Raw genomic sequence first — 21,855 nt, 5'->3', positions numbered from 1 at the left:
CACGGCGGAGTCCGAGCGGTGGGCGCGTACGTCTGGCGTGAGGCCGGCAGTGCGGCCCTGGCCTCGAAGGGGGCCGGAGGCTTTCCGTGCCGGCTGGACAAGGTCCGGGCGGAGCGGTTGCAGCCGAGTTGGATGCCGGACAGTTCGCGGACCTGCTGACCATCGTCAAGCTCCCGCCCTACGCACCCGGCCTCAACCCCGTCGAGGCCGAGTGGCGGAGGTCGTGGCCGTCGAGGAGAGCGAGTACGCCCTCGTTCTCCTGCACTGCGACGACCCCGAGGAAGGCACCCGCCGGAACCTGGCCCGTGAGGTGACCGTCACCGGCACCTCCGCGGTCTACCAGCGCCACCTCCACGAGCAGACCAACCGGCTCGTCGCCGACGGTCGCTTCCCGATGTCGATGTCGTCCGGTACCGCACCTTGCCGCACCGGCGGAGCACCCGAGTACTCCAGTACGCGGGAGCTGCACCGGCGCGGCGATGCACGGTACCTGGGGGCCCTCACAGCCGGCGCGACGTCGATGGTGTCGGCGGTGGTGGTCCCGGTCTGGGGGAGCCGCTGCCGTAGCCGGACGGCTCGGCCCGTGAACCGCCGGTCCTTGCGCGCTCCTCGTCCCGTCGTTCGACCGAAGGGAGGACAGGGGTGGTGACCGGGCGGTGGCACCGTGGCGCAATGACGGTTATCGCACGATTCCGCGGACCCCGGTGCGTCACCCGGAACCGCGCCGGAGGCGGCGGCCGGTGCCACCGGTCCGCCGCCGCACGGGTCTGCCTTCCCGCCTGCGGTGGAGTGGATCCTGCTCGTCCGGTCGGGGCCGTCTCGCCGCATGTTTGCGGCGGTCCCCCCGTGCGACCGCCGGGCAGCTCCCGACCGTCGCGCAGTTTCCGGTCGCCTCCCGCTCCGTCCACGGCCACCACCGCTGTCGGTGGCTCACGGGGCGTGCCCCGCGACCGGCTCTGCCCCCGCGGAGCGCGGACGGGAACCAATCGAGGAAGGCACCCGAGCACGCCGGGTATCTGTCCGCCTCCGCCTCCGCCTCCGCCTCCACTTCCGATCCGCCCGGCCCGCCGGGCCGCCGCCCCCGGACGGTACGCATGAGCGGCGAACCGGCGGTGCGCTTCGCCCTGCCCCGGACCCGTCCCCTGATCGGCCGGCTCGCCGAGATCGAGGCGTTCGACCGGGCGCTGGCCGACCCCCGCGTACGGGGAGTGGTCATCCAGGGCGCCTCCGGGAGCGGCACGTCGCGGCTGGCCGACCACCTGGTGCGCCTGGCATCGGAGCGGCGCCACCCGACCGTGCGGATCGTCCTGGGCCGGACCGCCCCCGGGGTCGGGGAGGGTCTCTCCTCCCGGGTCGGGGCCGGCCGACCTGCGGCGGACTCGGGACGGGGACCGGGCCGTGCGGCGGCGCGGCTGCGGACCGTACTGCTGGTCGACGAGCTCCAGCACCTCCTGCCCTCGGACGCCGGCCCGCTCCGGGACCATCTCTCGCGGGCCGGCCTGTTCCTCCTCGCCACCGTCCGCGAGGGCGAGGGCATGCCCCCGTTCGCGGCGGAGCTCGCGCGCCGGGACGACGTCCTGCACCTGCACCTGCCCCCGCTCGACACGGATGGCACGTCCCTGCTGCTCCGCGGGCTGCTGGGCGCGGACGTCGACAGCGGCACGCTGCGGCTGCTGGACAGCCTCGCCCGGGGCAACGTCCGCATCCTCACCGAGCTGGTGGAGGGCCTGCACCACGCCGGGCACCTGCGGTACGACGGCCATCTGTGGCAGGCGACCGGGCCGGTGGTCCTCACGCCCAGGCTGGCCGTGCTGCTGGAGGACCTGCTCGACCGGGTGGGCCCACGGGCACGGGTGGTCCTGGAACTCCTGTCCCTCGCCACCACCGTCTCGCTCGCCGACCTTGCCGACCTTGCCGACCGTGCCGACTCTGCCGACTCCGTCGGCCCTGCCGGCCCCGCCGGGACCGGTTCCGCCGTCCTCGCAATGCTGGAGGACCGGGGGCTGATCGAGGTACGGCTGCACGGCCGCCGGGCCGACGCCCGGCTGGCGCACCCCCTGTTCGCGGACGTCTTGCGGCGGAGCATTCCGCTGCAGCGGCGCCGGGAGATCCTGCGCGGCCAGGCCGAACGCATCCGGCGCCACGGGGCCCGCCGCAGCGGCGACCTCCTGGCGGCCGCCAGGCTGCGGGCCGTCGCGGGTGACGCCGAGCCCGCCCTGCTCATGGAAGCGGCCGAGGCGGCACACCGGGGCAACGACCACACAGCCGTCCTCAAGCTGCTGGACGCCCTGCCGCCCACACTCGCCACATCAGCCACCGAACTGCTGCGAGCCCAGGCCCTGTACCACCGCGGGGACTGGAAGGAGGTGGACGCCCGGCTGCGTGTGTCGAACCGGTCCGAGGACACCGGGATGGACGCCCCGCCCGTGGTTGCCCGCATCATCAATCTGTTTTGGACGGGGGCTCCGATCAGCGAGATCCTCCGGCTGGCCCGGCAGACACGCCCCGCGCTCTCCTCCGGCACCGGGCGGCGGGCCCTGGACGAGGCGACGGCGGGAGTACTGCTGATGTCGGGGCACCCGACCTTCGGACTCGCCTTGCTGGAACGGCTCTCGGCCCTTCCCAGCACACCGCACTCCCGGCTCATCGCCGACACCATGCGGCTACTGGCGCTCATCGCGGACGGCCGGGCCGAGGACGCCCTGGAGGAGACCGGGCGCCTTCGCGAGCAGCTGCTCCGGAGCACCACGCCGTACATCTTCCACCCCTCGGTCCTCGGGGTGCTCGACGTGGCCGCGCTGACCGAACTCGGCGACCTTGAGCGGGCTGAGGCGGAGGCCCGCGAGCAGGCCGCGAACGGGATGTCCGAGCCCCTGCGCGACATCTGGCTTGCGTTCCGCCGGGGACGCTGCGCGTGGATCGCGGGCCGGGCCGCCGACGCCCGGCTCCACTACGCCGACACCATCGCCATCAGCAAGCGGATCGGGTTCACGCGCATCTTGCCCCTGGCCTACTCCGGCCTGGCCGCGGCCCTGGCCGTACTGGGTGACCGGCCCGCCGCAGCACGGGCAGTGGCCACCGCCCGCAGCCATCCACAGCTCGGCCTCATGGCCGGCGAGGACCTGCTCGGGGAAGCCTGGCTGCACGCCGCCGAAGGCCGCATCACCGAAGCCCGCACCGTCCTGGAAACCGCCTGCCGCGCCGCCCGCGCGGCCGGACAGCACTCCTCCCACATGCTGCTCCTCACCGACCTCCTCCGGCTCGGCGCGCACGAGCACGCCGGAGCGCTGCGCACACTCGCCGACGGGCTCCAGGGGCCGCTTGCCCGGGCCCGCGCGCTGTACGCGCGTGCGGTGGAAGGCCAGGACCCCGAGCTCCTGGTGGTCGCCGCCCGTGCGCTGGCCGACCTCGGCGCGCACGCGGTGGCGGCCGACGCCGCGTCCCTGGCCGCCCGGCAGGCCGAGCTGTTCGCGGCCCGGGAGCGGGAGCACCTCCAGGGGGCGCACAGCCCGCACCTGCTTCCCGGGCCGACGCCCGGCTCCGAACTGACCACCCGCGAGCACGAGATCGCCCTGCGCGCGGCCCACCGGATGACCAGCAGGGAGATCGCGCGCGAGCTGGTGCTCTCGGTCAGGACCGTCGACAACACGCTGCAGCGGATCTACCGCAAGCTCGGGGTGGCCAACCGCCGGGAACTGGCCGAGGCTCTGGCGCGGCCGACTTAGTACTGCCAGCTGCGGATCGTGCCCTGAGCCGGCTGTTGTTGTCAGGGCATGGTGGGGACAGTTGAGGCTCAGGTGTGGGCTGCGGAGTTGGATGCGGAGTTGGATGCGGTGTTCGCCCGGGTGGCGGGCCGGTTCGGCCGGGCGGATCTGCGTTGGCGGATGAGGGACCAACTGCGGGGTCGACTGGCGCCGGCGGCCCGGAAAAGCGGCCGGCAGCTGGCCGAGTGCGCAGGTCACCGCACTCCCGACGGGTTTCAGAGGCTGTTGAATTCGAGTGTGCGGGACGCGGACGCACTGCGTGACGACGTCCGGGAGTACGTCGCCGGCAAGCCGAGCGAGGCCGTGAACTCGCACTGACCGACGCTCTTGACGGCAGGCGAACAAGGTTGCGGCAAGGCCCCGACAAGCGGCACGGCCGACAATCCCTTTGGAGAGCATCCCGCAGCAACCTTCCCCTCAGCTCGCGACGGGGCACGCCGTTTGCGGCGCCACCCCTTCAGTGACAGAGAGAGCCACCGTTGTTCTTCGTTCCTCGATCGGCCGATAGAGCCCTGTGAGGCCCACGAATGAGGGAGTGTCACGAGCAGTATCGAGGACCTGAGCTCTCGCATCTCCACAACTGCACTTTCGCAAGACGCACTTCTGTGTACCCATTGTCTGAAGGAGACTAAATGAACCGCGCGTTCAAGCGGATCGGACTCACCGTCGCCGCGACGGCTGCCCTGTCCATACTCGTCCCGGTGAGTTCGGCTTCCGCGCTCGGTCGTACGGACTGCGGCAGCCGCACCGACTTCCTCAAGGTCACGAACTACGGAGGTTCAGGAGTGCTCTGCTTCGCCAACGCGGGTTCCAGGAACGTCCTGATCTACCAGGTGGACAAGATAGAAGCGGGGAACAACCGGGTCCAGGTAACGCTGGGCGGCCGGAATTACACCATCGAGAAGAACCAGGCGCTCGTGGACGTCGGGGGCGCCGTCGACAGCACACTGACGTACATCAAGATTTACTAACTGAGCCTCTTTCGCCTGTGCCCTGTGAGGGTGAAAGGCAGTTCATTGGGTTCTAGGTGAAACGGCGAAGCCTCCGGTGCCGATGTGATGATCAAGATCACCGCATCGGCGACGGAGGCTTCGGTGGTCTCGGATTCCGCCACATTCGAATCCAGAAACCGTCGCTGATCTGGGCGAAGGCGGCGGTGGAGTAATGCGGGCCTCGGTCCGCATGGACGACCACCCCGGCACCCGACGCGAACCGATGTCGATCACGCAGGCCGGATAGAGCCACGTGCCGCCGACCTGGACGTACGTGATGTCACCGCACCACTTCTCGTCCAGTGCAACGGCGGTGAAGTCGCATCGGACCAGCTCCGGTGCGAGTCGTCGTCGCCGCGATCAACCGCACGATGACCTCGTGCTGGTCACTTTCGAACCAGGGTGATCCCGGGGGTGACTTCTCACGTGGTCAAGGGTGCTGGACCAGTGTTCGCTGTTGTTGCCGACCTGATCCGGCTGTTCGGGGACAGCTCCCCACGTAGCAGGTCGAGAGCATGAGGAACGTTCTGTGGAATTTCGTACTAGGGTGGCGAGAACCCTGATCGTCGGGGGACTGGCAGCGATGCTATCGACGGCTTGCAGTTCCCAGGGACCCAACAGCAGGTTGATCGTCGGGATGTCCGACGACATCCTCGCCACGGATCCGGCCTCAGGATACGACCCGGGGTCCTGGCTGCTGTTCAACAACGTCTTCCAGTCCCTGCTGAGCTTCCCGCCCGGATCGTCCACTCCCGTGCCGGAAGCTGCTAAGGAGTGCAAGTTCTCCGATGGCAGCGAAACATACACCTGCACCCTGCGTAGCGGGCTGAAATTCAGCAACGGAAACAGCCTCACCTCGGCTGATGTCAAGTACTCCTTCGATCGGACCATCAGAATCAACGACCCGGCGGGTCCAGCGTCGCTGCTCTCCACGATCTCGTCGATCAGCACCCCGAACGACAAGACCGTCGTGTTCCACCTCAAGGTGCCGGACGCGACGTTCCCCAGCAAGATTGCCTCGGGGGGCGGTTCCATAGTGGACCGTCGAGTCTACCCCGAAGACAGCCTGCTCGAAGGCGGCAAAGCGGTAGGTTCGGGTCCGTACAGGCTGAACTCCATCGATAAGCGGAAGGCGATTTTCTCGGTCTACTCGGACTATCAGGGAACCGCCAGGGTAAAGAACTCAGGCGTGACCTTGGAGCTCTTCCGGGGCAACCAGCAGGCCCTTCAGTCAGCTCTGGAAATCGGCGATGTCGATATCGCCTACCGCGGCCTCAGTGCTAAAGCGATAGCCGGTTTGAGCGCCTCGCCCACAGCAGAGAAGGGCCGCCTGATGGTAGTTCAGGGAACCAGTGCCGAAGTCCAGCACATGGTCTTCAACGTTCATGACCCGGTCGTCGCCAAGCTCGCCGTCCGGAAGGCCATCGCCTACCTCGTCGACCGTAACTCCCTCGTCGTCGATGCCTACCAGTCCACGGCAGAACCTCTCTACTCGGTCATTCCGGCCGGTATCACCGGTCACGGCACCTCATTCTTCAACATCTACGGGGACAGACCGGCTCCGGAAAAGGCGAGGGCAGAACTAAGGAACGCCGGTATAGCGGACAAGGTGAAACTCACCCTCTGGTCCACGCCGAGCCGGTACGGGCCCGCTACCGACGAAGCATTCCGTACCATCGCCGACCAGTTGAACCAGAGCGGGCTCTTCGACGCCCACATGAAGTCTGTCCCCTTTGATGAGTACGAGAAGGGCGTCGCCGAAGGCAAGTACGGCATCTACGTCAAGGGCTGGGTGCCGGACTATCCAGATCCGGACAATTTCACCCACCCGTTCTTCGGTGGCAGTAACGTCCTGTCGAACAACTACGACAACGAGGAGATCGTCGACCGGATCATCCCGCAGACCTCGTCCATGACCGATCGCGCGAGCACTCGGCAGGAGTACATGAAACTGCAGGACATCGTGGCGCAAGAGCTGCCGATTTTGCCGCTCTGGCAGGGCAAGCAATACGCTGTCGCCCGCGAGAACGTCCGAGGTCTACACAACTGCCTCGATGCCTCGACCGTCTTCAGGTTCTGGGAACTCAGCACTGCTTACTGACTTCGGGGGTCTGTACGGTCAACGGTGGATCTTCGAACAGGAAGTGACACCTGATGGCAGACGTGACCGTGTCGGCGGAGGCCATGGGGGAGGTGCAGCCCGTCCGGGCCGGCGATGGACGTGCCTGATGACCAGCTGACCGGTCAGCTGGAGGACCGGGCCGGCGCCGACGGGATCGGGCTGACGGGCCAGGGCGGTCTGCTGCAGCAGCTGACGAAGAGGATTCCCCCGAGCCGGCTCTGGAAGGCGGGATGACCGGCCACCCCGGGCATGACAGGCATGAGAAGGCCAGATCGGGCAGCACTCGCAACGGGACCCGGCCGGACAGGCCGCTCTACGTGGTCCTTGGCGGTCACCGTCTAGGGCACTCGCGAGATCCTGGGCCTGTGGGTCGGCGACGGAGGCCTGACGGCCACGGCGCGGACCAGGTCCACGCGCGTCTCACCGAGGCCCTGCGGGACGTCCCCCTCACCGCACGCATGACATTGGACTGGGGCCAGGGCGCCGAAATGGCCTGCCACGACCGCCTCGCCCTGCTGTTCCGCGACGGCGTCTTCGTCGCCCACCGCGGCAGCCCCCGGCAACGCGGCACCGACGAGAACACGAACGGCCTGCTCCGCCAGTCCGCGTCCCAGCCCGCCTCGCCAAGCAGTTGCTGCAGCCCGATCGGCAGCCGGTCACCGGCCCGCTCCGCCAGCGTCCAGCCGCTCTTCCGCTCCGGCGGAGAGATCAGCCCCCTCATGTACGCAAGCGCCCGCCCCGCGGCTCCGGCCTGCCGAAACGCGACGCGAACCGGGCGTGCAACCCCGCCAGCGCCCCGTCCCACTCCTCAACCAACCCCACCCCGAGCTCAGCCATACACCAACTCAGCCACACACAAATGTGATCGCAGTGCCAGTTCTCATCACGGGCCTGGCCGGCCAGGACCTCCCGGCAGGCGCCGATCGTGTCATGGCCGCTGTCAGGATGTGTCGGCACTGCCAGATGGTGCGGGTCCGGCCGGCGAGACGGGGGCACACCCGGCGGACCTGCCTGGGTACCCACTGAACTCTTCCCTGCCTCTACTCGTAGACACCAGCGGGGAGGGCGTTACGCCCCACGGACCGCGTCGGGCCTCACGACGCCGGACCCCGTGTTCCCGGTCGGCTCTGGAATCCCCCGCTGGAGCCCGACCGCCCCCGGCGAGACCCCGCCGTGGCAACGGCGCCAGGGCGGGGTCTCGCCACTCCTCACTCGGGAAACGCCGCCGGGGAAACCCTCCTACGACTGGGTTCACGATTGAGGTCGGGACGGGCTGGCCTGGTGGATCGGGTGGTGGGTGATCAGCAGGCTGTGCGGTGGACGGGCAGCAGTTCGGCGGCTGCCCCGTGCAGGGTCGGCCTGCGGGCGGCGCGGTCGGAGACCAGGTCGGCGATGGCGGCGTGGGTCTCCGGGTAGTACTCGCGGCGTCCGCCACTTCTTCCCTTCGCCGATGACGTGCTTCGTCGGCCAATCCCCGGTAGCCCTCGTCGTGCACCTCGGTGCCGTCGCGCCGCACACCGGTCCGCTGCGGGACGGAGAAGCCACGCCGGGCCAGCAATGGGCGGATCTCATGGATCGCGCAGGTGACGGTGGGCCGGGCCACTCCGTACGGTTCGTCAGCGCGGATTCGCGCTGAGCTGTCCACGGACCGGCCAGCTCCTCGATCAAATCGCCGGGATACCCGACCCGAGACCGCAGAAGGCGTGATGGGACAGGCCGCACGGGCCCAGGATCGCTTCAGCACGCGAAGCTCCCGGCAGACACGGGTGATCTTGGTCGGATGGCCCGTCTGCCAGGAGCTTCGTCGTTACGTACAGCCCTCGACCCCCAACAGCCCTGCACCACCGGCAGGTTGGAAACGGCTCACTGCCGCAGGAGACCGTTGGTGTTCTCGTTCGTGCCGCGCTCATTCCATCGCCCCGCATCCGGTCAGCGCGGGGCCATTCTTGACCGATTGCTTGTGCCGGTAGCCGGTAGCCGGTAGCCGGTAGCCGGCTGCCGGCAGCAGTCGAGTCGCTCCTCGTCCACCCAGAGAACCCCCGGGGCGACGGCGGCACCCTGCCGCCAATCCTCGTTCGTCCTCTTCGGCAAACAGATCGCCGACGGAATCATGCACGACGCTGTCAAGGGCTGACGGCACGCTGGCGTGTGTACGCGGCGCCCCCGCCATACGTCATCCGCGATCGTGCCCTGTGGCATACGTGAAATGAACGATGTTCCCGGCAACCCGCCGGACGAGAGTGGTCCGCGCCGAGACACGAGGGCGGCCGACCGCCCGCGACACACAGGGGGCCACTGATGACCACCACCGTTCTGACTCGACCTGACACCGGTCGCAAGCGCCAGGTTCCGCCCAGCGCGAAGACGGCCGATACGGCAACGACCGCCACCGCGGCGCAGCTGGAGGAGATCGAGGCACTACACGGCCTGGAGTTGTACCGATACTGTGTGTCCCTTACTCGCGGTAACCTGGTGTGCGCAGAGGAGATCAAGCAAGAGACCCTGATCCGCGCCTGGAAGAACCCGAAGGCCATGAGACAGCCCGAGTACGCCACCTTTCGGCCATGGCTGTTCACAGTGGCCCGGCGCATCTCGATCGACCTGGAGCGTGCCCGCCGCGCCCGGCCCCAGGAATGCGACCAGGAAGTCCTGACCCTGCTCCCGGCCCCGGAGTGCGGGTACGAGCGGGTTCTTGACGTAGACATCGTGCGGATGGCCATCCGCAACCTTCCCGAGGCCCAGCGCGATGTAGTCATCTGCCTGCACTTCAAGTCGATGTCCTCCGCCGAGACCGCCAAAGCACTCGGCATCCCGAAAGGAACCGTGAAGTCCCGCGCCTTCTACGCCCTCAAGGCGCTGGAGCGTACGCTCACCAGACTGGGCTACCAGGTCTAGACGAGTCATCCCGGTCTGCCCGCTTGCGCCGAGGTGGTCGACGACCTCGGCCGGGCTGCGGAGCCGGACGCCAGGCGCGATGGTGCAGCGTCTTCCGGAGAGCAGGGGCCGCACCTTGCCGATCGCACGCGTGATGGTGGGACGGCCGACACCGAACCAGCAGGCCGGCACATCGTGGGTGGCACCGTGGCGAAGGTGGACGAGCGCGGCCAGCAGCCGATCGACGAAGGCCCAGCCTTCCCTCCCCAGGGCTTCACCCTGGGGAGGGGCGTCCGGGTTGTTTCGGCGAAGTTGCGGATGGTTGCCTTCCGCGCAGGCATGCTCGGACGAGCATGCCTGCGGTCTCGCGCGATGACCGGATGGGGTGGTCGCCGGATCCATCCGCGACAAGGAATTTGCAAGGGTTCGGCAAGGCCCTTCCCGTTTACTCCCTGCCTGTAGGCCGCCGGGAACCTTCAGCGAAGCGCGTAGGTGCTCAGCAGGTAGGTGCTCAGCAGAAGGGGTGGGCCGCGAGTTGCCGTGACGCCCCGACGACTTGCTGCCGCTTCTGCGAACGCATCCGTGGTGGCCTCACGTTCTCGATCTATCTACGAGCGGAGTGGAAACGAAGGTGGGACGAGCAGGAGACCGGGACGGCGGAGCCCGAGCGGTCGCCGCGCCGAGCGGGGAGAGCGAGCCCGAAGTCCGTCCGGAAGCAGGTCGGGTGGAACGGGCGCTGCGGGGTGGCGGAGTGGTCGCCCCGGATGCTGCCGCTGCCGGGGCGACCTCGCAGGAGCAGGCTCGGTCCGGCACCGGCACCGACACCGGCGCCGTGTCGTCCGCCCGCTCCGCCATGTCTGTGGCGACCACCATCACGGGCCCCGTGGGTGCGCTGGGCGAGCGGAGCGAAGCCACCGCGGAATCCCCGGCCGAGGCTCAGGAGGAGGCCGGAGCCTCGGCGCCGATGGAGAGCGCTGGGAGCGAAGGCGGGCAGGAGAGCCGTGTCGCGGCGGGAACCCGTGGTCGTACGCACGCTGCGGCGGCGGCCACTGGCGCGGACGCCGATGGCAACGGCCCGCGGCCTCCGATCGGCCGCCCGCCGAAGGCGCTGCTGGCTGGTGCCGCCATCGCCGGTGCGATCCTGGTCTCCATACCTCTGCTGGTCATGGCCCTCGGTAACGACGACCGGAGAAGGACGTCGAAGACGGATGCCGACCTCGCGGCGGGCGCGATCACGCTGGAGGACTCGGGACAGAAGGGGAGCGGGGGCGGTGCTCCCTACGTCATGGAAACCCCGGCCTCGGCCGCTCCCACCACACCGACGGCAAACGACAAGCAGCCCCTCGATCCGCAGGCGGAGAAGACCGCAGGAGCGGACAGCTCGCCGTCGCAGCCCGATCCGCCGTCGGCGGCCAATGGCCCGCGGCCGAAAGCAGCCGCGCCGGCCCCACGGAACAACGCTGCCGGGACCTATCCGATCAACCGGATGCTGCACCAGGGGGAAGGCATCACCATCACTCTCAGTCTCGTCCGGGTCGATTCGGACGGTGTGGCCACAGCTGAGGTCGTGTATCAGAACCGATTGCCGATAGTGCAGTTGCTCACCTGTACGAGCGAAGTCCAGGCCCCCGGCATCGACACGCTGACGAGCTCCAGCAGTGGAACGACCATCCGGGCAACCCGCTCCTACTGCTCGGACCACCCGGGCGCCGGCCTCATCCTGCCACCGAGCGGGAGCATCAAGAGCTATGCCGTCTTCCCCGGCATCCGGAGCCAGGAGGGCCCGTTCACCTTTGGGTGGCAGAAGGGAACGGAAGTCTCGGGAACGGTGGAGGGCGTCGTTCTCTGACCGGGGGCCGCGTTTCACCCGAGCTGAGCCTGGACGAGCTGGTCAACCCCAACCTTGCATGGTGTGCCGGGATTCCGGCGGCCGACGCGTCGAAGGCCTTCTTCCCGGCCGGGGTGAGCCGCAGTTTCGGCGGCGCGCCTTGCCGCAACCTTGTCGCGCTCCTGCTGATACCCGTCTCCCCGGTTGGTGGATCCGACGGGTCGGCCCTCGGATGAACCGTGCCGCGCGCACACGCGTAGAGCGTGGAGACCACGGGAGCGACCAGAACGGACCATGAGCAGTGACAACGCCGCCGACATGCGAGAACGCCGCCGGGCGAGCACCCGGCCGAGCACCCGGCCGAGCACCCGGCCGAGCACCCGGGCGGGCCTGGACGGTCCGGATCACCCGCAGACGCGCCGCCGTCGCGGCAGCGGGCGCCCTGCTCGCATTGCTCCCCATCAGCACGAGTGTCTATGCGACACCCCCGCCGGAGGTGTCCGCCAAGGGAGCCTTCCTACTGGACGCCGACAGCGGGGCCGGGCTGTTCGGCAAGGCCGCGGACACCCGGCGCCAGATGGCTTCCACCACGAAGATCATGACGGTGGCCCTGGTGCTCGACACACCGGGGATCGACCTCGAGCGCCCCATAGCCGTCCAGCAGTCCTACCGGGACTACGTCGAAAGCAACCACGCCAGCAGCGCTGACCTGCAGACGGGCGACCAGCTGACCGTACGGCAGCTGCTCTACGCCACCCTCCTGCCCTCGGGGTGCGATGCGGCGCTGGCCCTCGCGGACACCTTCGGCCGCGGCGCCACCGAGGCCGAGCGCAGCGCGTCGTTCATCGACATGATGAACCGGAAGGCGTCAGCCCTGGGACTGGCGAACACGAGATTCGACTCCTTCGACGGCATCTCCAGCCACGGCGAGACCGTCACCACTCCCAGGGACCTGGCGGAGCTGGCCCGGTACGCCTTGACCTTCCCGGCCTTCCGTGAGGTCGTGAACACTCCCAAGGCGATCGAGATTGCCATTGCAGCCAACGGCAACTCCCGTACGTACACCTGGACCAACAGCAACCTCATGCTCGCCGCCTACGACGGCACCATCGGCGTCAAGACCGGCACCAACACTCCGGCCGGCCCCTGCCTCGTATTCGCTGCCACGCGTGGCAGCAGGACGGTCGTCGGAGTGGTCCTGAGCGACTCGGAGCGCTACCTGGACGCAGGCAGACTCCTCGACTACGCGTTCAACTCCCGCACAGCGGAGTCGAAGCAGTTCCTCGATCGGATCCGAAGTGACGCGGCCAGGTGAACCCTCGGCGATCGACGCCCGTAGTGGGGGACGCTCGTGGGCTCCCCCGGCCGACTTGTCCCCGTGGGGCCCGAAGCCCTGAATGGAGGAGTCAGGCGATGAACAATGCGGGCTACAGCCGGGACTGGGTGAAGGAGTCCGGACTCGATCTCGGTCTCGGCCACTGCATCACGATCGTACGGCACATGGCGCCGAGGGCTGCCTTGCACCGTCTGGGCATTGCGGACGGGGACATCAGCATGGCCACGTGGGCCGAGTTGACGGACCGTGTCTACGCCAGGGGGATCCAGACCGAGGAGGTGGCCATGGCCGCGTTCGGCATCGGTGAGTGCACCGTCGTGATCGAGGACCTCGGATACCGCGGAAGCCGCTCGGAATGGCACCTGCCGCTGTCCGTGGGCACCGAGGTCGTCAACGTCCACGACCATCCCGTCAACGGGCGGCAGGTGCTGCGTGTGCTCCGCGACGGAGCATGCGTCGCCTTCCTCGACAGCGACGCTCCCGAAGGCCTGGACGACTGCGACTGCGACTGCGACTGCGACGGTGACGTGTGCGAAGCCCTGTCCCGGCTGCTGCTCCCGGCGCTCCAGCCGATGGAGGACGGCGGCGAACAGCCCGCGGACCTCGATGACGGCTGGATCGACTTCCTGCAGGTCGCCTGTGACTACTTCGGACTTCGCCCGACCCCCGGGGACGTCAGCGGACCTGCCCTGGGCGCTCCGTACCGGATGTGGTGAGCCAGTCCGAGGTCGGTCCGGAAGACGGTCGGGTGGAACGGGCGGTGCGGGGTGGCGGAGCGTTCACCCCGGGTGCTGCCGTCAGCCCTTGACGGCGCCTTGCATGATTCCGCCGACGATCTGTTTGCCGAAGAGGGTGAACGCGAGGAGCAGCGGCAGGGTGCCGAGCAACGCCCCGGCCATGATGACGGACTGGTCGGGCACGTAGCCGCGCCCGAGGCCGGTCAGGGCGACCTGAACGGTCGGCGTGTCCTGGGTCAGCACGATGATCGGCCAGAGGAAGTCGTTCCAGGCCTGGACGAACGTCAGCATGGCCAGGACGGCCATGGCCGGCCGCGCGGCCGGGAACACCACGTGCCGGAGCATGCGCAGGCTGTTCGCGCCGTCCACCCTGGCCGCATCGATGAGTTCCGTGGGCAAGGCCTCGATGAGGTATTGCCGCATGAAAAAGACGCCGAAGGCGCTGACCAGGGTCGGGAGGATGACCGCCTGGAGCTGGTTGGTCCACTCCAGTCCCGCCACCACCATGAACAGGGGCACGACGCTGAGCTGAGGTGGCACCATCATGGTGGCGATGGTCAGCATGAGCAGCACGTTCTTGAGCCGGAAGCGCAGTTTGGCGAACGCGAAGCCGGCGATCGTGGAGAAGAGCACGGTGCTGACGGTGACCGTGCCCGCGACGACCGTGGTGTTGAGCAGGGCCGTCCCCATGTTGGCGTCGGACCAGGCGATTCCCATGTTGGTGGGCAGCTCGCTGCCGAACCAGAAGGGCGGCGGTGTCTGTGACAGCCGGGTGTCGGTGCGCGAGGCGGCCATGGCCGTCCATATCAGGGGGAACAGGGAGACCACGGTGATGAGGATCAGCACGGTGTAGGCGATCCTGCCACCCCTGGTTCGCCTCCTCCTGGCGATGCCGCCGTTCACAGCCATGCCGTCGTCTCCCCGCGGTTCCTGCGTGCTGCGCGAGCCATGGCGAGGCCGAGCGGGATGATCACGAGCAGCAGGAGGAACATGCTCCACGCGATGGCCGCCGCGCGGCCGAGCTGGAAGTTGAACCAGCCTTGTTCGTACATGTAGAGGCCCAGGGTCTGGAACTGGTGAGAGGCGCCGCCCTTCTGCCCGCCGGCCCCGCCGAAGAGCAGCGGCTCGCCGAAGAGCTGCGTGGCGCCGATGGACGAGACGATCACTGTGAAGAGGATCGTGGGGCGTATCGCGGGGACGGTGACGTGGAAGAACTGCCGCAGCCGTGAGGCCCCGTCCAGCGCCGCCGCCTCGTACAACTCGTGGGGCACGGTCTGCATGGCTGCGAGGTAGAGCAGGGCGTTGTAGCCCGTCCACCGCCAGATCACGATGGATGCGATCGCGACCTGTGAGCTCCAGGTGCCGTTCTGCCAGTCGACGGCCTTGATTCCGGCCAGGCCCAAGGCCCAGTTGACCATGCCGTAGTCGCGCCCGAAGAGCAGGACGAAGACGAGCGTCGCGGCCGCCACCGAGGTGGCGTACGGGGTGAGGATCACGACCCGGAAGAACGTCGAGCCGCGCAGCCGGTAGTTGAGCAGATGCGCGAGCGCCAGTGCGGTGAGCAACTGCGGAACGGTTGAGAGCAGCCCCAGGGTGAAGGTGTTGCGCAGCGCGTTCCAGAAGAATTCGTCCCGCAGCAGGCGGGTGTAGTTGTGCAGCCCCGTCCACTCCATGGCGGTCGGGTCGTGCAGCGACACCTGGTGCAGGGACGCCCAACCCGTGTAAAGCATCGGGAAGAGGCCGAAGGCGGTGAAGAAGAGGAAGAAGGGCGCGACGAAGGCATAGGGGCTCCAGCGCACGTCGCGTCGGCTGCGCCGGCTGCTCCGGGCCGCCCCGCGCTCGGCCCGGAGCCGTTCGCGGTCGGCGGCGCCTTCCCGCTGGGCGGGCGGCGCGGACGGCGGGGTCGGCGGGGACGAAGTGGTCGCCGGGGACACCGTCACCGGTCCAGCGCGTTGTCGATGTCTTTGACGGCCGCGGCCCAGCCCTCGGCCGGGGTCTTGCCCTGCTGCTCGACCCCGAGGATGCCGATGTCGGCGATGGTGTTCTGGATGAGCTGGTCCTTCTCACCCACCACCAGGGTCGGAATGTCCTTGGCGGCCTCGGCGAAGATCGTTCCGATCGGAGCGTCGGCGAAGTACTCAAGCTTGGCCCCGGCGACCGAGGGCATGTCATAGACCGTCCGTGCACTGGGGAAGCTGGCCTGCTTCTGGAAGAGCTTGGCCTGCTGTTCGGGCGCGGTGAGCCAGGTGGCGAGCTTGACGGCCTCCGCTTTGTTCTTGGAGGACTCGGGGACGCTGAGGAATGAGCCTCCCCAGTTGGCGGGCTCGGGGGCGCGGGCTATGTCCCACAGGCCCTCGGTCTTCTTGCCGGCCTTTTCCTTGATGTAGCCGAGCATCCAGGCGGGGCAGGAGACGGTGGCGAACCTGCCGTTGGCGTAGGCCTGGTCCCAGGTCTTGTCGAACTGCTTGAGCTTGGCCGTCATCTTCCCGTCGATGGCGTCCATGGCCAGTTGCCATGCTTCCTTGACGGGGGGACTGTCCTTGTAGATGAGCTTGCCGGACGTGTCGTAGTAGCGCTCCACATTGGCGGAGACGGCGGCGTTGTACACCCCTGCGGCGCTGTCCATGAAGGTGGTGCCCACGGGCGCCTTGGCCGTGTAGGTCCTGCCGACCTCGATGTACTTCCGCCAGTCACCCGCCCACAGGTTCCCGACGGCTTCGCGGTCGGTCGGCAGCCCGGCCTTTTCGAACAGGTCCTTGCGGTAACAGATGGCTATCGGCCCGATATCGGTGCCGAGGCCGATCGTCCTTCCGTTCTTCGTGGTGGCCTGCGCCCACTTCCACGGAAGGAAGCTGTTCTTGTCGACACCTTCGGCCTTGCCCAGGTCGACGAATTCGTCCGCGTGCAGATTCGCTATCTCGGCGACGTTGCCGACCTCGACGGCCTGGATGTCCTGCAGACCGCTCCCTGTACCGAGGTGGGTGAGCAACTGCGGGTAGTACTGGTCGAGTCGCTCGATCGACGTCTCCTTGATGGTCACGCCAGGGTGGAGCTTTTCGTACTCTTTGTAGAGTCCCGCCTGCTTGTAGCCGAAGACTCCGAAGACTCCGATGGTGATGGTGGTCTTTCCGCCGCGGCCCGAGCCGTCGGAGGTGGCGGTGGATTCCTTGCTGTCCGTCGCGCATCCCGCCAGCAAGCCGGCCCCGAGCGCGACCGAGGCCGTGAACAGGAGCGCTCGGCGGGGCGGGCGGGGCGTTGGGCGCATGGGATCTCCGTAGGTTGTTGGATGGCCCGGGAGGGTCGGGTGTGGCTGATGGGTTCTTGGCTGCAGTGGCTTCGCGGGAGTGGCCGTCCGGCCCTCCGGGGCGCCCTGGCTGCTGATCGAGATGTGCGCGCCCCATGCGGTCGCTGATCCGGCCGCCATCGAGGTGCCCGCCCGGTTGCCGGTCGGCCTCGCGCTCGCAAGTCCCGTCCCGGCGACCACGTCTGAAGGGGGCTCTCGGACTCGCAGCCACCGCTGCGGCCCGCAGCAAGAACACGTACCTTGCTGCCCGCTGCAAACGCATCGCCGTCCGACGCGGCAAGAAGCGCGCCATGGTCGCCGTCGGCCGCACCATTCTGATCGGTCACCTGCCCGAAGCGCTGCTTCGGGCAGGTGACCGGGCATGCGCAACTCTCCTACTGGCCCGTGCTGAGGCGCGCCGCAGTCCTTCGTGCAAGCCTGGCCGGCTCACCGTGTATCGCGTGCGGCGTGCCTGCGCAACGGGGCGGGAATCAGAAGATCGTGATCTTCGTGATCGTCATGTCGCTGCCGTCGATGTTCCTGAGGACGACACCCTTCTGGAGGTGGTGGACCGTCTTGTTGTTGATCACCACGTCGACGCGGTAGTTCCCCGGGTCCACCGAGTCCACCTGGTAGATCTTCACGTCCTGCGAGCCCGCGTTGGCGAAGCAGAGCTGCTTGTTGCCGTAGTTCGTGATCTTGACGACGTCAGTTCGGCCCCCGCAATCGGTCCGGCCGATGGCCGATGCCGAGCTCATGGGAATGACCGCGCTCAGAACGGCCGCGGAGGCGATGGTGAACGCTATTTTCTTGAACGACTTGTTCAACGGAAAGGCTCCTGTGTGTGGTCAATATGCGCCCCTATCCCAGCGAAACTGAAGCCGACCCTCACGTTCATGACGGTCGGCGTTTCCCCCGGTGCCCTCAGCCGACAGGAAACCCGCACATCTGCCGGAGGAGAAGGATCCCGCTGCCTGGGCACCCTCGCTGGAACAGGGCTTGAACAGGCTAGGGGGCAGATCGTGCAGAACAGAGACCAAGAACTACTTGAGTAGTGTTCCGATGGTGCGGCTGGAGGGCCGGATGCCCGAAGCCCTTGCGGCCGTCGCGAGTCCTCCGCGCACCGCCACACCTCCTTGACCCAGCCGGGCATGCCCTCGTCGTCCCGTTCCATCGCCCGTCGGGCCGGGGCCTGGCAGGACCGGCCGTTGCACACCAGCAGTTCCCGCGCGCCCTGGGTGGTGCAGGTACGGTGGAGACGTCGGCCGATCACGGTCTTGACGCTGTACGGAGCGGACGCTGACCCGCAGGTCCTCGGCGGTCATGCCGCCCCATTGCGGATTCCGCAAACCCCGGTGACACCGCACGAGCGACGAGCCGTCTGCCCCTGTGACAGCACAAGTTCGTCCGATATCCGGCGACCCCCCCGGTTGGTTCGCGCGGGAGGTGTGATGCACTGGGCGGATGGTGCTCCCGCTCTTCGGACCGGTGGACCGTACCGGCAGGCGAGGCCTGGAGCCGGCGTAGGACGGGTGTCCTACTGCGATGTGCGGGCCGTCTTAAGGCCGTCGCACGTGGGAAATTTTGCGCCAGTCCGTCCCGGGGGGCGGGCTGGCTTATGGGCGGGACAGAGACCACATGACGGATTTGCGAAACACCACAGGTGGTTCCCGGAGAACGGTGGGAGGGGGGAGTCGGTGACCCCCCTGTTTCCCCTGGTGGGCCGAGAAAGGGAGCTTGCGGCACTGCGGGAGGCCACCGAACAGCTGCGGGACGGCACCGGCGCGGTGATCCTCGTCGAGGGCGAACCGGGCATCGGCAAGTCGTCGCTGCTCGCCGCGGTGACCACGGCTGCCCGGGACGAGGGAGTGGCGGTGCTGCAGGGCATCGCGGACCAGGCCGCCTACCCGCTCCAGCTGCGTCTGCTCTACGACTGCCTGCGGATAACGCCGCACACCGGCGACCCGCGTCGCGCGGAGATCGCCCGCCTCTCGCGCACGGAGTGGACCGATGTCCTGTTGGGCAACGTGCATGCCGCGGTGCCCGACATGCTCCTCACGCTGATCGAGGAGGAATGCGCGAAGGCGCCGACCATGATCGTCCTCGATGACGTGCAGTGGGCCGACGAGATGTCGCTCGACGTGTGCCGGCGCCTGGCCTCGACCGCGGCGCAGCTGCCGCTGCTCCTCGTCCTGGCGTGTAGACCCATTCCCCGGAGCTGGGGCATGAGGCAGCTGCTCGCCGGGCTGCGCGGCCTCGGTGCGCCGACGATCATGATGGGGCCGCTCGGTCCGGAAGCGGTACACGACCTGCTGTCCGATGTGGCGGGCGCACCCCCGAGCCCGGCCCTGACCGACCTCGCCGGGCAGGCGGGCGGCAACCCGCTCTACCTGCGGGAGCTGGTCGAGTCCCTGATACGGGAGGGCGCGGTGGAGGTCGGCGAGCGCGCCGAGCTCCGGGAGAAGTCACTGAGCACCGTCCGGCGGTCGCTGGCCGCGGCCCTCGACAGCCGGCTGAGCTTCGTCGGGGCCCCTACGCTCGACATGCTGAGGATGGCCGCACTGCTCGGCAGGGAATTCTCGGTCACCGAGGTCGCGGCCGTTCTGGGAAAGTCCGCCCTCGACCTCGCCGAGAGCCTTCAGGAAGCCGTCGCCGCCGGAATCCTTGTCGACGCCGACCAGCAGATTGCGTTCCGGCACCCATTGATCCGCCAGGCCCTGTACGACGGGATGCCGAGCGCCCTCCGGCTCGCCCTGCACCACGACGCCGCCCGCGCGCTGAACGGCATCGGAGGGATCGAGCCGCAACGCGTCGCGCAGCAGCTGCTGGAGTCGGGGCGTGCCGGCGACCACTGGACCCGGCGATGGCTCGTCGACACGGCTTCCCTGCTGGCCGGCCGGGCACCGTACATCGCCGCGGAATTGCTCCATCGCGAACTGGAACACGGCGTGGCGGACAAGGGCGACCGGGCCGTGCTCAGCGTCGCCCTCGCCCAGATCCTCATCAGCACCGGACAGCACGAGAGGGCGGCGCTGTGGGCCCGGCAGGCCCTGGTGGTCTCCGGGGACCCGGCCGACCGCGGCCTGATGTACTGGCTACTGGCCCGGGCGCTGTTCAGCGGCGGCGACAACCGGGCAGGCCTTGCGACGCTGGAAGAAGCGCTGGAGCAAACCGAGGTGCCGGAGGCCTGGCGTGCCCGGCTGCTCGGCTCCCTGGCGATGTACCAGAGGGCCGAGACGGGGGAGCTGGAGACCGCCGAGGCCACAGCACGCCGGGCTCTGGAGACCGGCCGCGGCGCCGGGGACACCGTCGCTGTCGCCTACGCGCTGACCAACCTGTGGTCCACCCACTCCGTACAGCGGCGCCACCTCTCCGCGCTCGGCTGCGTGGACGAGGCGCTCCAGACACTGGAGAACGACGAGAGCCAGGCGGACCTGCGCGCCTACGCGCTGCATTCTCGGATCTTCACCCTGCAGAACCTCAGCCGGTGGTCGGACGCCGAGGACGCCCTTCGTCAGGTACGCCGCCTCCTCTTCGAAGCCGACCGGACCGAGGACTCCGTGTCCAGCGTCACCGCGGCCGTCCTCATGTACTGGCGGGGACGGTGGGATGACACGCTGGCGGAACTGGACTCCATCGATCACAGCATCTCCGCGATGACCTACCGGGGTCTGCGTGAACGCGGTCCGGTATGGCTGTGGCACGGCGTGTCCGCGCTCGTCGCCGTCCGCCGGGATGACCGCGCCACCGCGGCCGTGCACCTGGGCGCAGGCCTGAGCCGGACACCTGTGACGGTCGCCGACCGGGAGAACACCGACTTCCTGTTCGTCGCGCAGGCGCTCGCCGCCGAGCAGGACGGGGAGCCGCACCGTGCGCTGGAACACCTGGGCGGCCTGCTCGACCGGCAGCCCAGTGAGATGACGCTGACCCACCAGTGGCTGCCGGTGCTGCTCAGAATCGCGCTGGCCGTGAACGACACCTGCGCCGCCCGGGCCGCGCTCGAAGCGTGCCGCTCCGAGGCCGCTGCCGAGCAGGTACCGGCCCGTGCGCGGGCCGCCGCCGATTGGTGCGCGGGACTTCATGAGGGTGACGCCGTACCCCTGCGGTCGGCCGTGGAGCACTACCGGACCGTGGGCGTTCCCGTGGAGCAGGCAGGTGCCCTGGAGGACTTGGCCGTCGTCCTCGCCGGGCAGGGCGAGGCGGCCGAGGCCAAGTCCGCCGTGAGCGAGGCCGTCGAACTCTACGGCCGGTTCGGCGCGATCTGGGACATCCGCCGGGCCGAAGCGCGGCTGCGCCCGTACGGGATCCGCTGCGGTGTGCGCGGCTCGCGGCCCAAGCGGCCCAAGCACGGCTGGGAAGCACTGACGCCGGCGGAACTCAAGGTGGCCCACCTGGTCGCGGCCGGCGCTTCCACGTCCGACATCGCACAGGGCATGTACCTCACCCGCCGTACGGTGCAGACGCACATCTCACGCATTCTCGCCAAGCTCGGCATGCGCAGCCGGGTGGAGATCGCCCGCGAGGCGTTCCACCACGGCTTCAGGGCCGTCCCGGGCGAACGGTGACGTCCAGCAGGGACCACAGGAAGTAGCCCCGCACGTCGGCGCCGTTCTCGGTGATGTGCAGCGGCAGCCCGGGTAGCTCACGGCCGTAGCGCATCAGCAGGTCGTACAACCCGGTCGGGTCGACGGTCCAGCCCATTGCGGTCCGGTGATCCACTGTTCCACCCGGTCGCCCGGTGCCTCCCCGACCGACTGGGCGGATCGGCGAACCGGTAGGCCGTGTCGCGTTCCGGCCTGCCGCCCGCGTCCGCCGGGCTGGATCCGCGGCCGGGAGACCGAGAGGCGGTACGCATCCAGGCCGAGCTCCACCGTCAACGCGACATCGTCCCGGCAGCGGTCTCGCCCCGGGCCCGGACC

The 21,855-nt window shown here is 68.7% G+C and carries 14 protein-coding genes and 4 pseudogenes; 10 read left to right on the top strand and 8 right to left on the bottom strand.

Going from position 1 to position 21,855, the window contains the following annotated elements; genetic code table 11:
- Positions 1–211: 211 nt before the first annotated feature.
- The 3 genes from ACFYXV_RS32215 to ACFYXV_RS32205 all read left to right on the top strand — a co-directional run bounded on the left by ACFYXV_RS32215 (position 212) and on the right by ACFYXV_RS32205 (position 4,735).
- Positions 212–649 (top strand): hypothetical protein, encoded by a 438-nt coding sequence (locus ACFYXV_RS32215; RefSeq protein ID WP_389384818.1) that lies wholly within the window; start codon positions 212–214, stop codon positions 647–649.
- Between the two features lie 445 nt (positions 650–1,094).
- The gene (locus tag ACFYXV_RS32210; RefSeq protein WP_389384817.1) at positions 1,095–3,725 is read left to right on the top strand and encodes a LuxR C-terminal-related transcriptional regulator; all 2,631 of its coding nucleotides are present in this window, start codon (positions 1,095–1,097) and stop codon (positions 3,723–3,725) included.
- A 671-nt stretch (positions 3,726–4,396) separates the two neighbouring features.
- Positions 4,397–4,735 (top strand): beta/gamma crystallin domain-containing protein, encoded by a 339-nt coding sequence (locus ACFYXV_RS32205; protein ID WP_389384816.1) that lies wholly within the window; start codon positions 4,397–4,399, stop codon positions 4,733–4,735.
- A gap of 201 nt (positions 4,736–4,936) precedes the next feature.
- On the opposite strand, the pseudogene ACFYXV_RS32200 reads toward ACFYXV_RS32205, so the two are convergent.
- Positions 4,937–5,095, bottom strand: a pseudogene (locus tag ACFYXV_RS32200) (IS3 family transposase); the annotation flags it as partial.
- A gap of 244 nt (positions 5,096–5,339) precedes the next feature.
- Here ACFYXV_RS32200 and ACFYXV_RS32195 point away from each other — a divergent pair.
- From ACFYXV_RS32195 to ACFYXV_RS32185, 3 genes are all read left to right on the top strand, one after another.
- Positions 5,340–6,857: an ABC transporter substrate-binding protein gene (locus ACFYXV_RS32195; RefSeq protein ID WP_385466183.1), complete on the top strand. Its 1,518-nt coding sequence runs from the start codon at positions 5,340–5,342 to the stop codon at positions 6,855–6,857.
- Between the two features lie 120 nt (positions 6,858–6,977).
- Positions 6,978–7,112, top strand: a complete 135-nt coding sequence (locus ACFYXV_RS32190) for a hypothetical protein (RefSeq protein WP_389384815.1) — start codon at positions 6,978–6,980, stop codon at positions 7,110–7,112.
- Between the two features lie 2,064 nt (positions 7,113–9,176).
- Positions 9,177–9,773: a sigma-70 family RNA polymerase sigma factor gene (locus ACFYXV_RS32185; protein ID WP_385466105.1), complete on the top strand. Its 597-nt coding sequence runs from the start codon at positions 9,177–9,179 to the stop codon at positions 9,771–9,773.
- 105 nt (positions 9,774–9,878) lie between these two features.
- On the opposite strand, the pseudogene ACFYXV_RS32180 reads toward ACFYXV_RS32185, so the two are convergent.
- Positions 9,879–10,154 (bottom strand): annotated as a pseudogene (locus ACFYXV_RS32180) (transposase family protein); the annotation flags it as partial.
- A 322-nt stretch (positions 10,155–10,476) separates the two neighbouring features.
- Between ACFYXV_RS32180 and ACFYXV_RS32175 the strand changes: the two are divergent.
- From ACFYXV_RS32175 to ACFYXV_RS32165, 3 genes are all read left to right on the top strand, one after another.
- On the top strand, positions 10,477–11,601 hold the full coding sequence (locus ACFYXV_RS32175) for a hypothetical protein (RefSeq protein ID WP_389384814.1): 1,125 nt from the start codon (positions 10,477–10,479) through the stop codon (positions 11,599–11,601).
- Between the two features lie 382 nt (positions 11,602–11,983).
- Positions 11,984–12,895: a D-alanyl-D-alanine carboxypeptidase family protein gene (locus tag ACFYXV_RS32170; RefSeq protein WP_389384839.1), complete on the top strand. Its 912-nt coding sequence runs from the start codon at positions 11,984–11,986 to the stop codon at positions 12,893–12,895.
- 98 nt (positions 12,896–12,993) lie between these two features.
- Positions 12,994–13,632, top strand: coding sequence for a DUF6461 domain-containing protein (locus tag ACFYXV_RS32165; RefSeq protein WP_389384813.1), 639 nt, complete (start codon positions 12,994–12,996; stop codon positions 13,630–13,632).
- 81 nt (positions 13,633–13,713) lie between these two features.
- Here the strand turns inward: ACFYXV_RS32165 and ACFYXV_RS32160 are convergent, their stop codons facing one another.
- From ACFYXV_RS32160 to ACFYXV_RS32145, 4 genes are all read right to left on the bottom strand, one after another.
- A complete protein-coding gene (locus ACFYXV_RS32160; RefSeq protein ID WP_385466114.1) occupies positions 13,714–14,562 on the bottom strand; it encodes a carbohydrate ABC transporter permease in 849 nt (282 codons plus the stop codon).
- A complete protein-coding gene (locus tag ACFYXV_RS32155) occupies positions 14,553–15,593 on the bottom strand; it encodes a carbohydrate ABC transporter permease (protein WP_389384812.1) in 1,041 nt (346 codons plus the stop codon). The genes ACFYXV_RS32160 and ACFYXV_RS32155 overlap by 10 nt, the downstream gene beginning before the upstream one ends.
- Positions 15,590–16,918, bottom strand: a complete 1,329-nt coding sequence (locus tag ACFYXV_RS32150; RefSeq protein ID WP_389384811.1) for an ABC transporter substrate-binding protein — start codon at positions 16,916–16,918, stop codon at positions 15,590–15,592. The genes ACFYXV_RS32155 and ACFYXV_RS32150 overlap by 4 nt, the downstream gene beginning before the upstream one ends.
- Before the next feature lie 509 nt (positions 16,919–17,427).
- Positions 17,428–17,763, bottom strand: coding sequence for a beta/gamma crystallin domain-containing protein (locus ACFYXV_RS32145; RefSeq protein WP_385466123.1), 336 nt, complete (start codon positions 17,761–17,763; stop codon positions 17,428–17,430).
- Positions 17,764–18,633: 870 nt separating this feature from the next.
- On the opposite strand from ACFYXV_RS32145, the gene ACFYXV_RS32140 reads away from it, so the two are divergent.
- Positions 18,634–21,501, top strand: coding sequence for an AAA family ATPase (locus ACFYXV_RS32140; RefSeq protein WP_389384810.1), 2,868 nt, complete (start codon positions 18,634–18,636; stop codon positions 21,499–21,501).
- A gap of 1 nt (position 21,502) precedes the next feature.
- Here ACFYXV_RS32140 and ACFYXV_RS32135 read toward each other — a convergent pair.
- A pseudogene (locus ACFYXV_RS32135) lies at positions 21,503–21,658 on the bottom strand (family 1 glycosylhydrolase); the annotation flags it as partial.
- Positions 21,646–21,834 (bottom strand): annotated as a pseudogene (locus tag ACFYXV_RS32130) (beta-glucosidase); the annotation flags it as partial. The pseudogenes ACFYXV_RS32135 and ACFYXV_RS32130, both read right to left, overlap by 13 nt.
- Between the last annotated feature and the right edge of the window lie 21 nt (positions 21,835–21,855).

Origin of the sequence: Streptomyces sp. NPDC002181, assembly GCF_042890485.1 — a bacterium.
Lineage (GTDB): Bacteria > Actinomycetota > Actinomycetes > Streptomycetales > Streptomycetaceae > Streptomyces.
This window is presented reverse-complemented; position numbering and strand designations above follow the sequence as displayed.

Bases quoted from the DNA above. Each gene is read 5' to 3' on its own strand.
- ACFYXV_RS32210 (WP_389384817.1), top strand. From the start codon at position 1,095: ATGAGCGGCGAACCGGCGGTGCGCTTCGCCCTGCCCCGGACCCGTCCC.
- ACFYXV_RS32205 (WP_389384816.1), top strand. From the start codon at position 4,397: ATGAACCGCGCGTTCAAGCGGATCGGACTCACCGTCGCCGCGACGGCT.
- ACFYXV_RS32195 (WP_385466183.1), top strand. From the start codon at position 5,340: ATGCTATCGACGGCTTGCAGTTCCCAGGGACCCAACAGCAGGTTGATC.
- ACFYXV_RS32185 (WP_385466105.1), top strand. From the start codon at position 9,177: ATGACCACCACCGTTCTGACTCGACCTGACACCGGTCGCAAGCGCCAG.
- ACFYXV_RS32165 (WP_389384813.1), top strand. From the start codon at position 12,994: ATGAACAATGCGGGCTACAGCCGGGACTGGGTGAAGGAGTCCGGACTC.
- ACFYXV_RS32160 (WP_385466114.1), bottom strand. From the start codon at position 14,562: ATGGCTGTGAACGGCGGCATCGCCAGGAGGAGGCGAACCAGGGGTGGC.
- ACFYXV_RS32150 (WP_389384811.1), bottom strand. From the start codon at position 16,918: ATGCGCCCAACGCCCCGCCCGCCCCGCCGAGCGCTCCTGTTCACGGCC.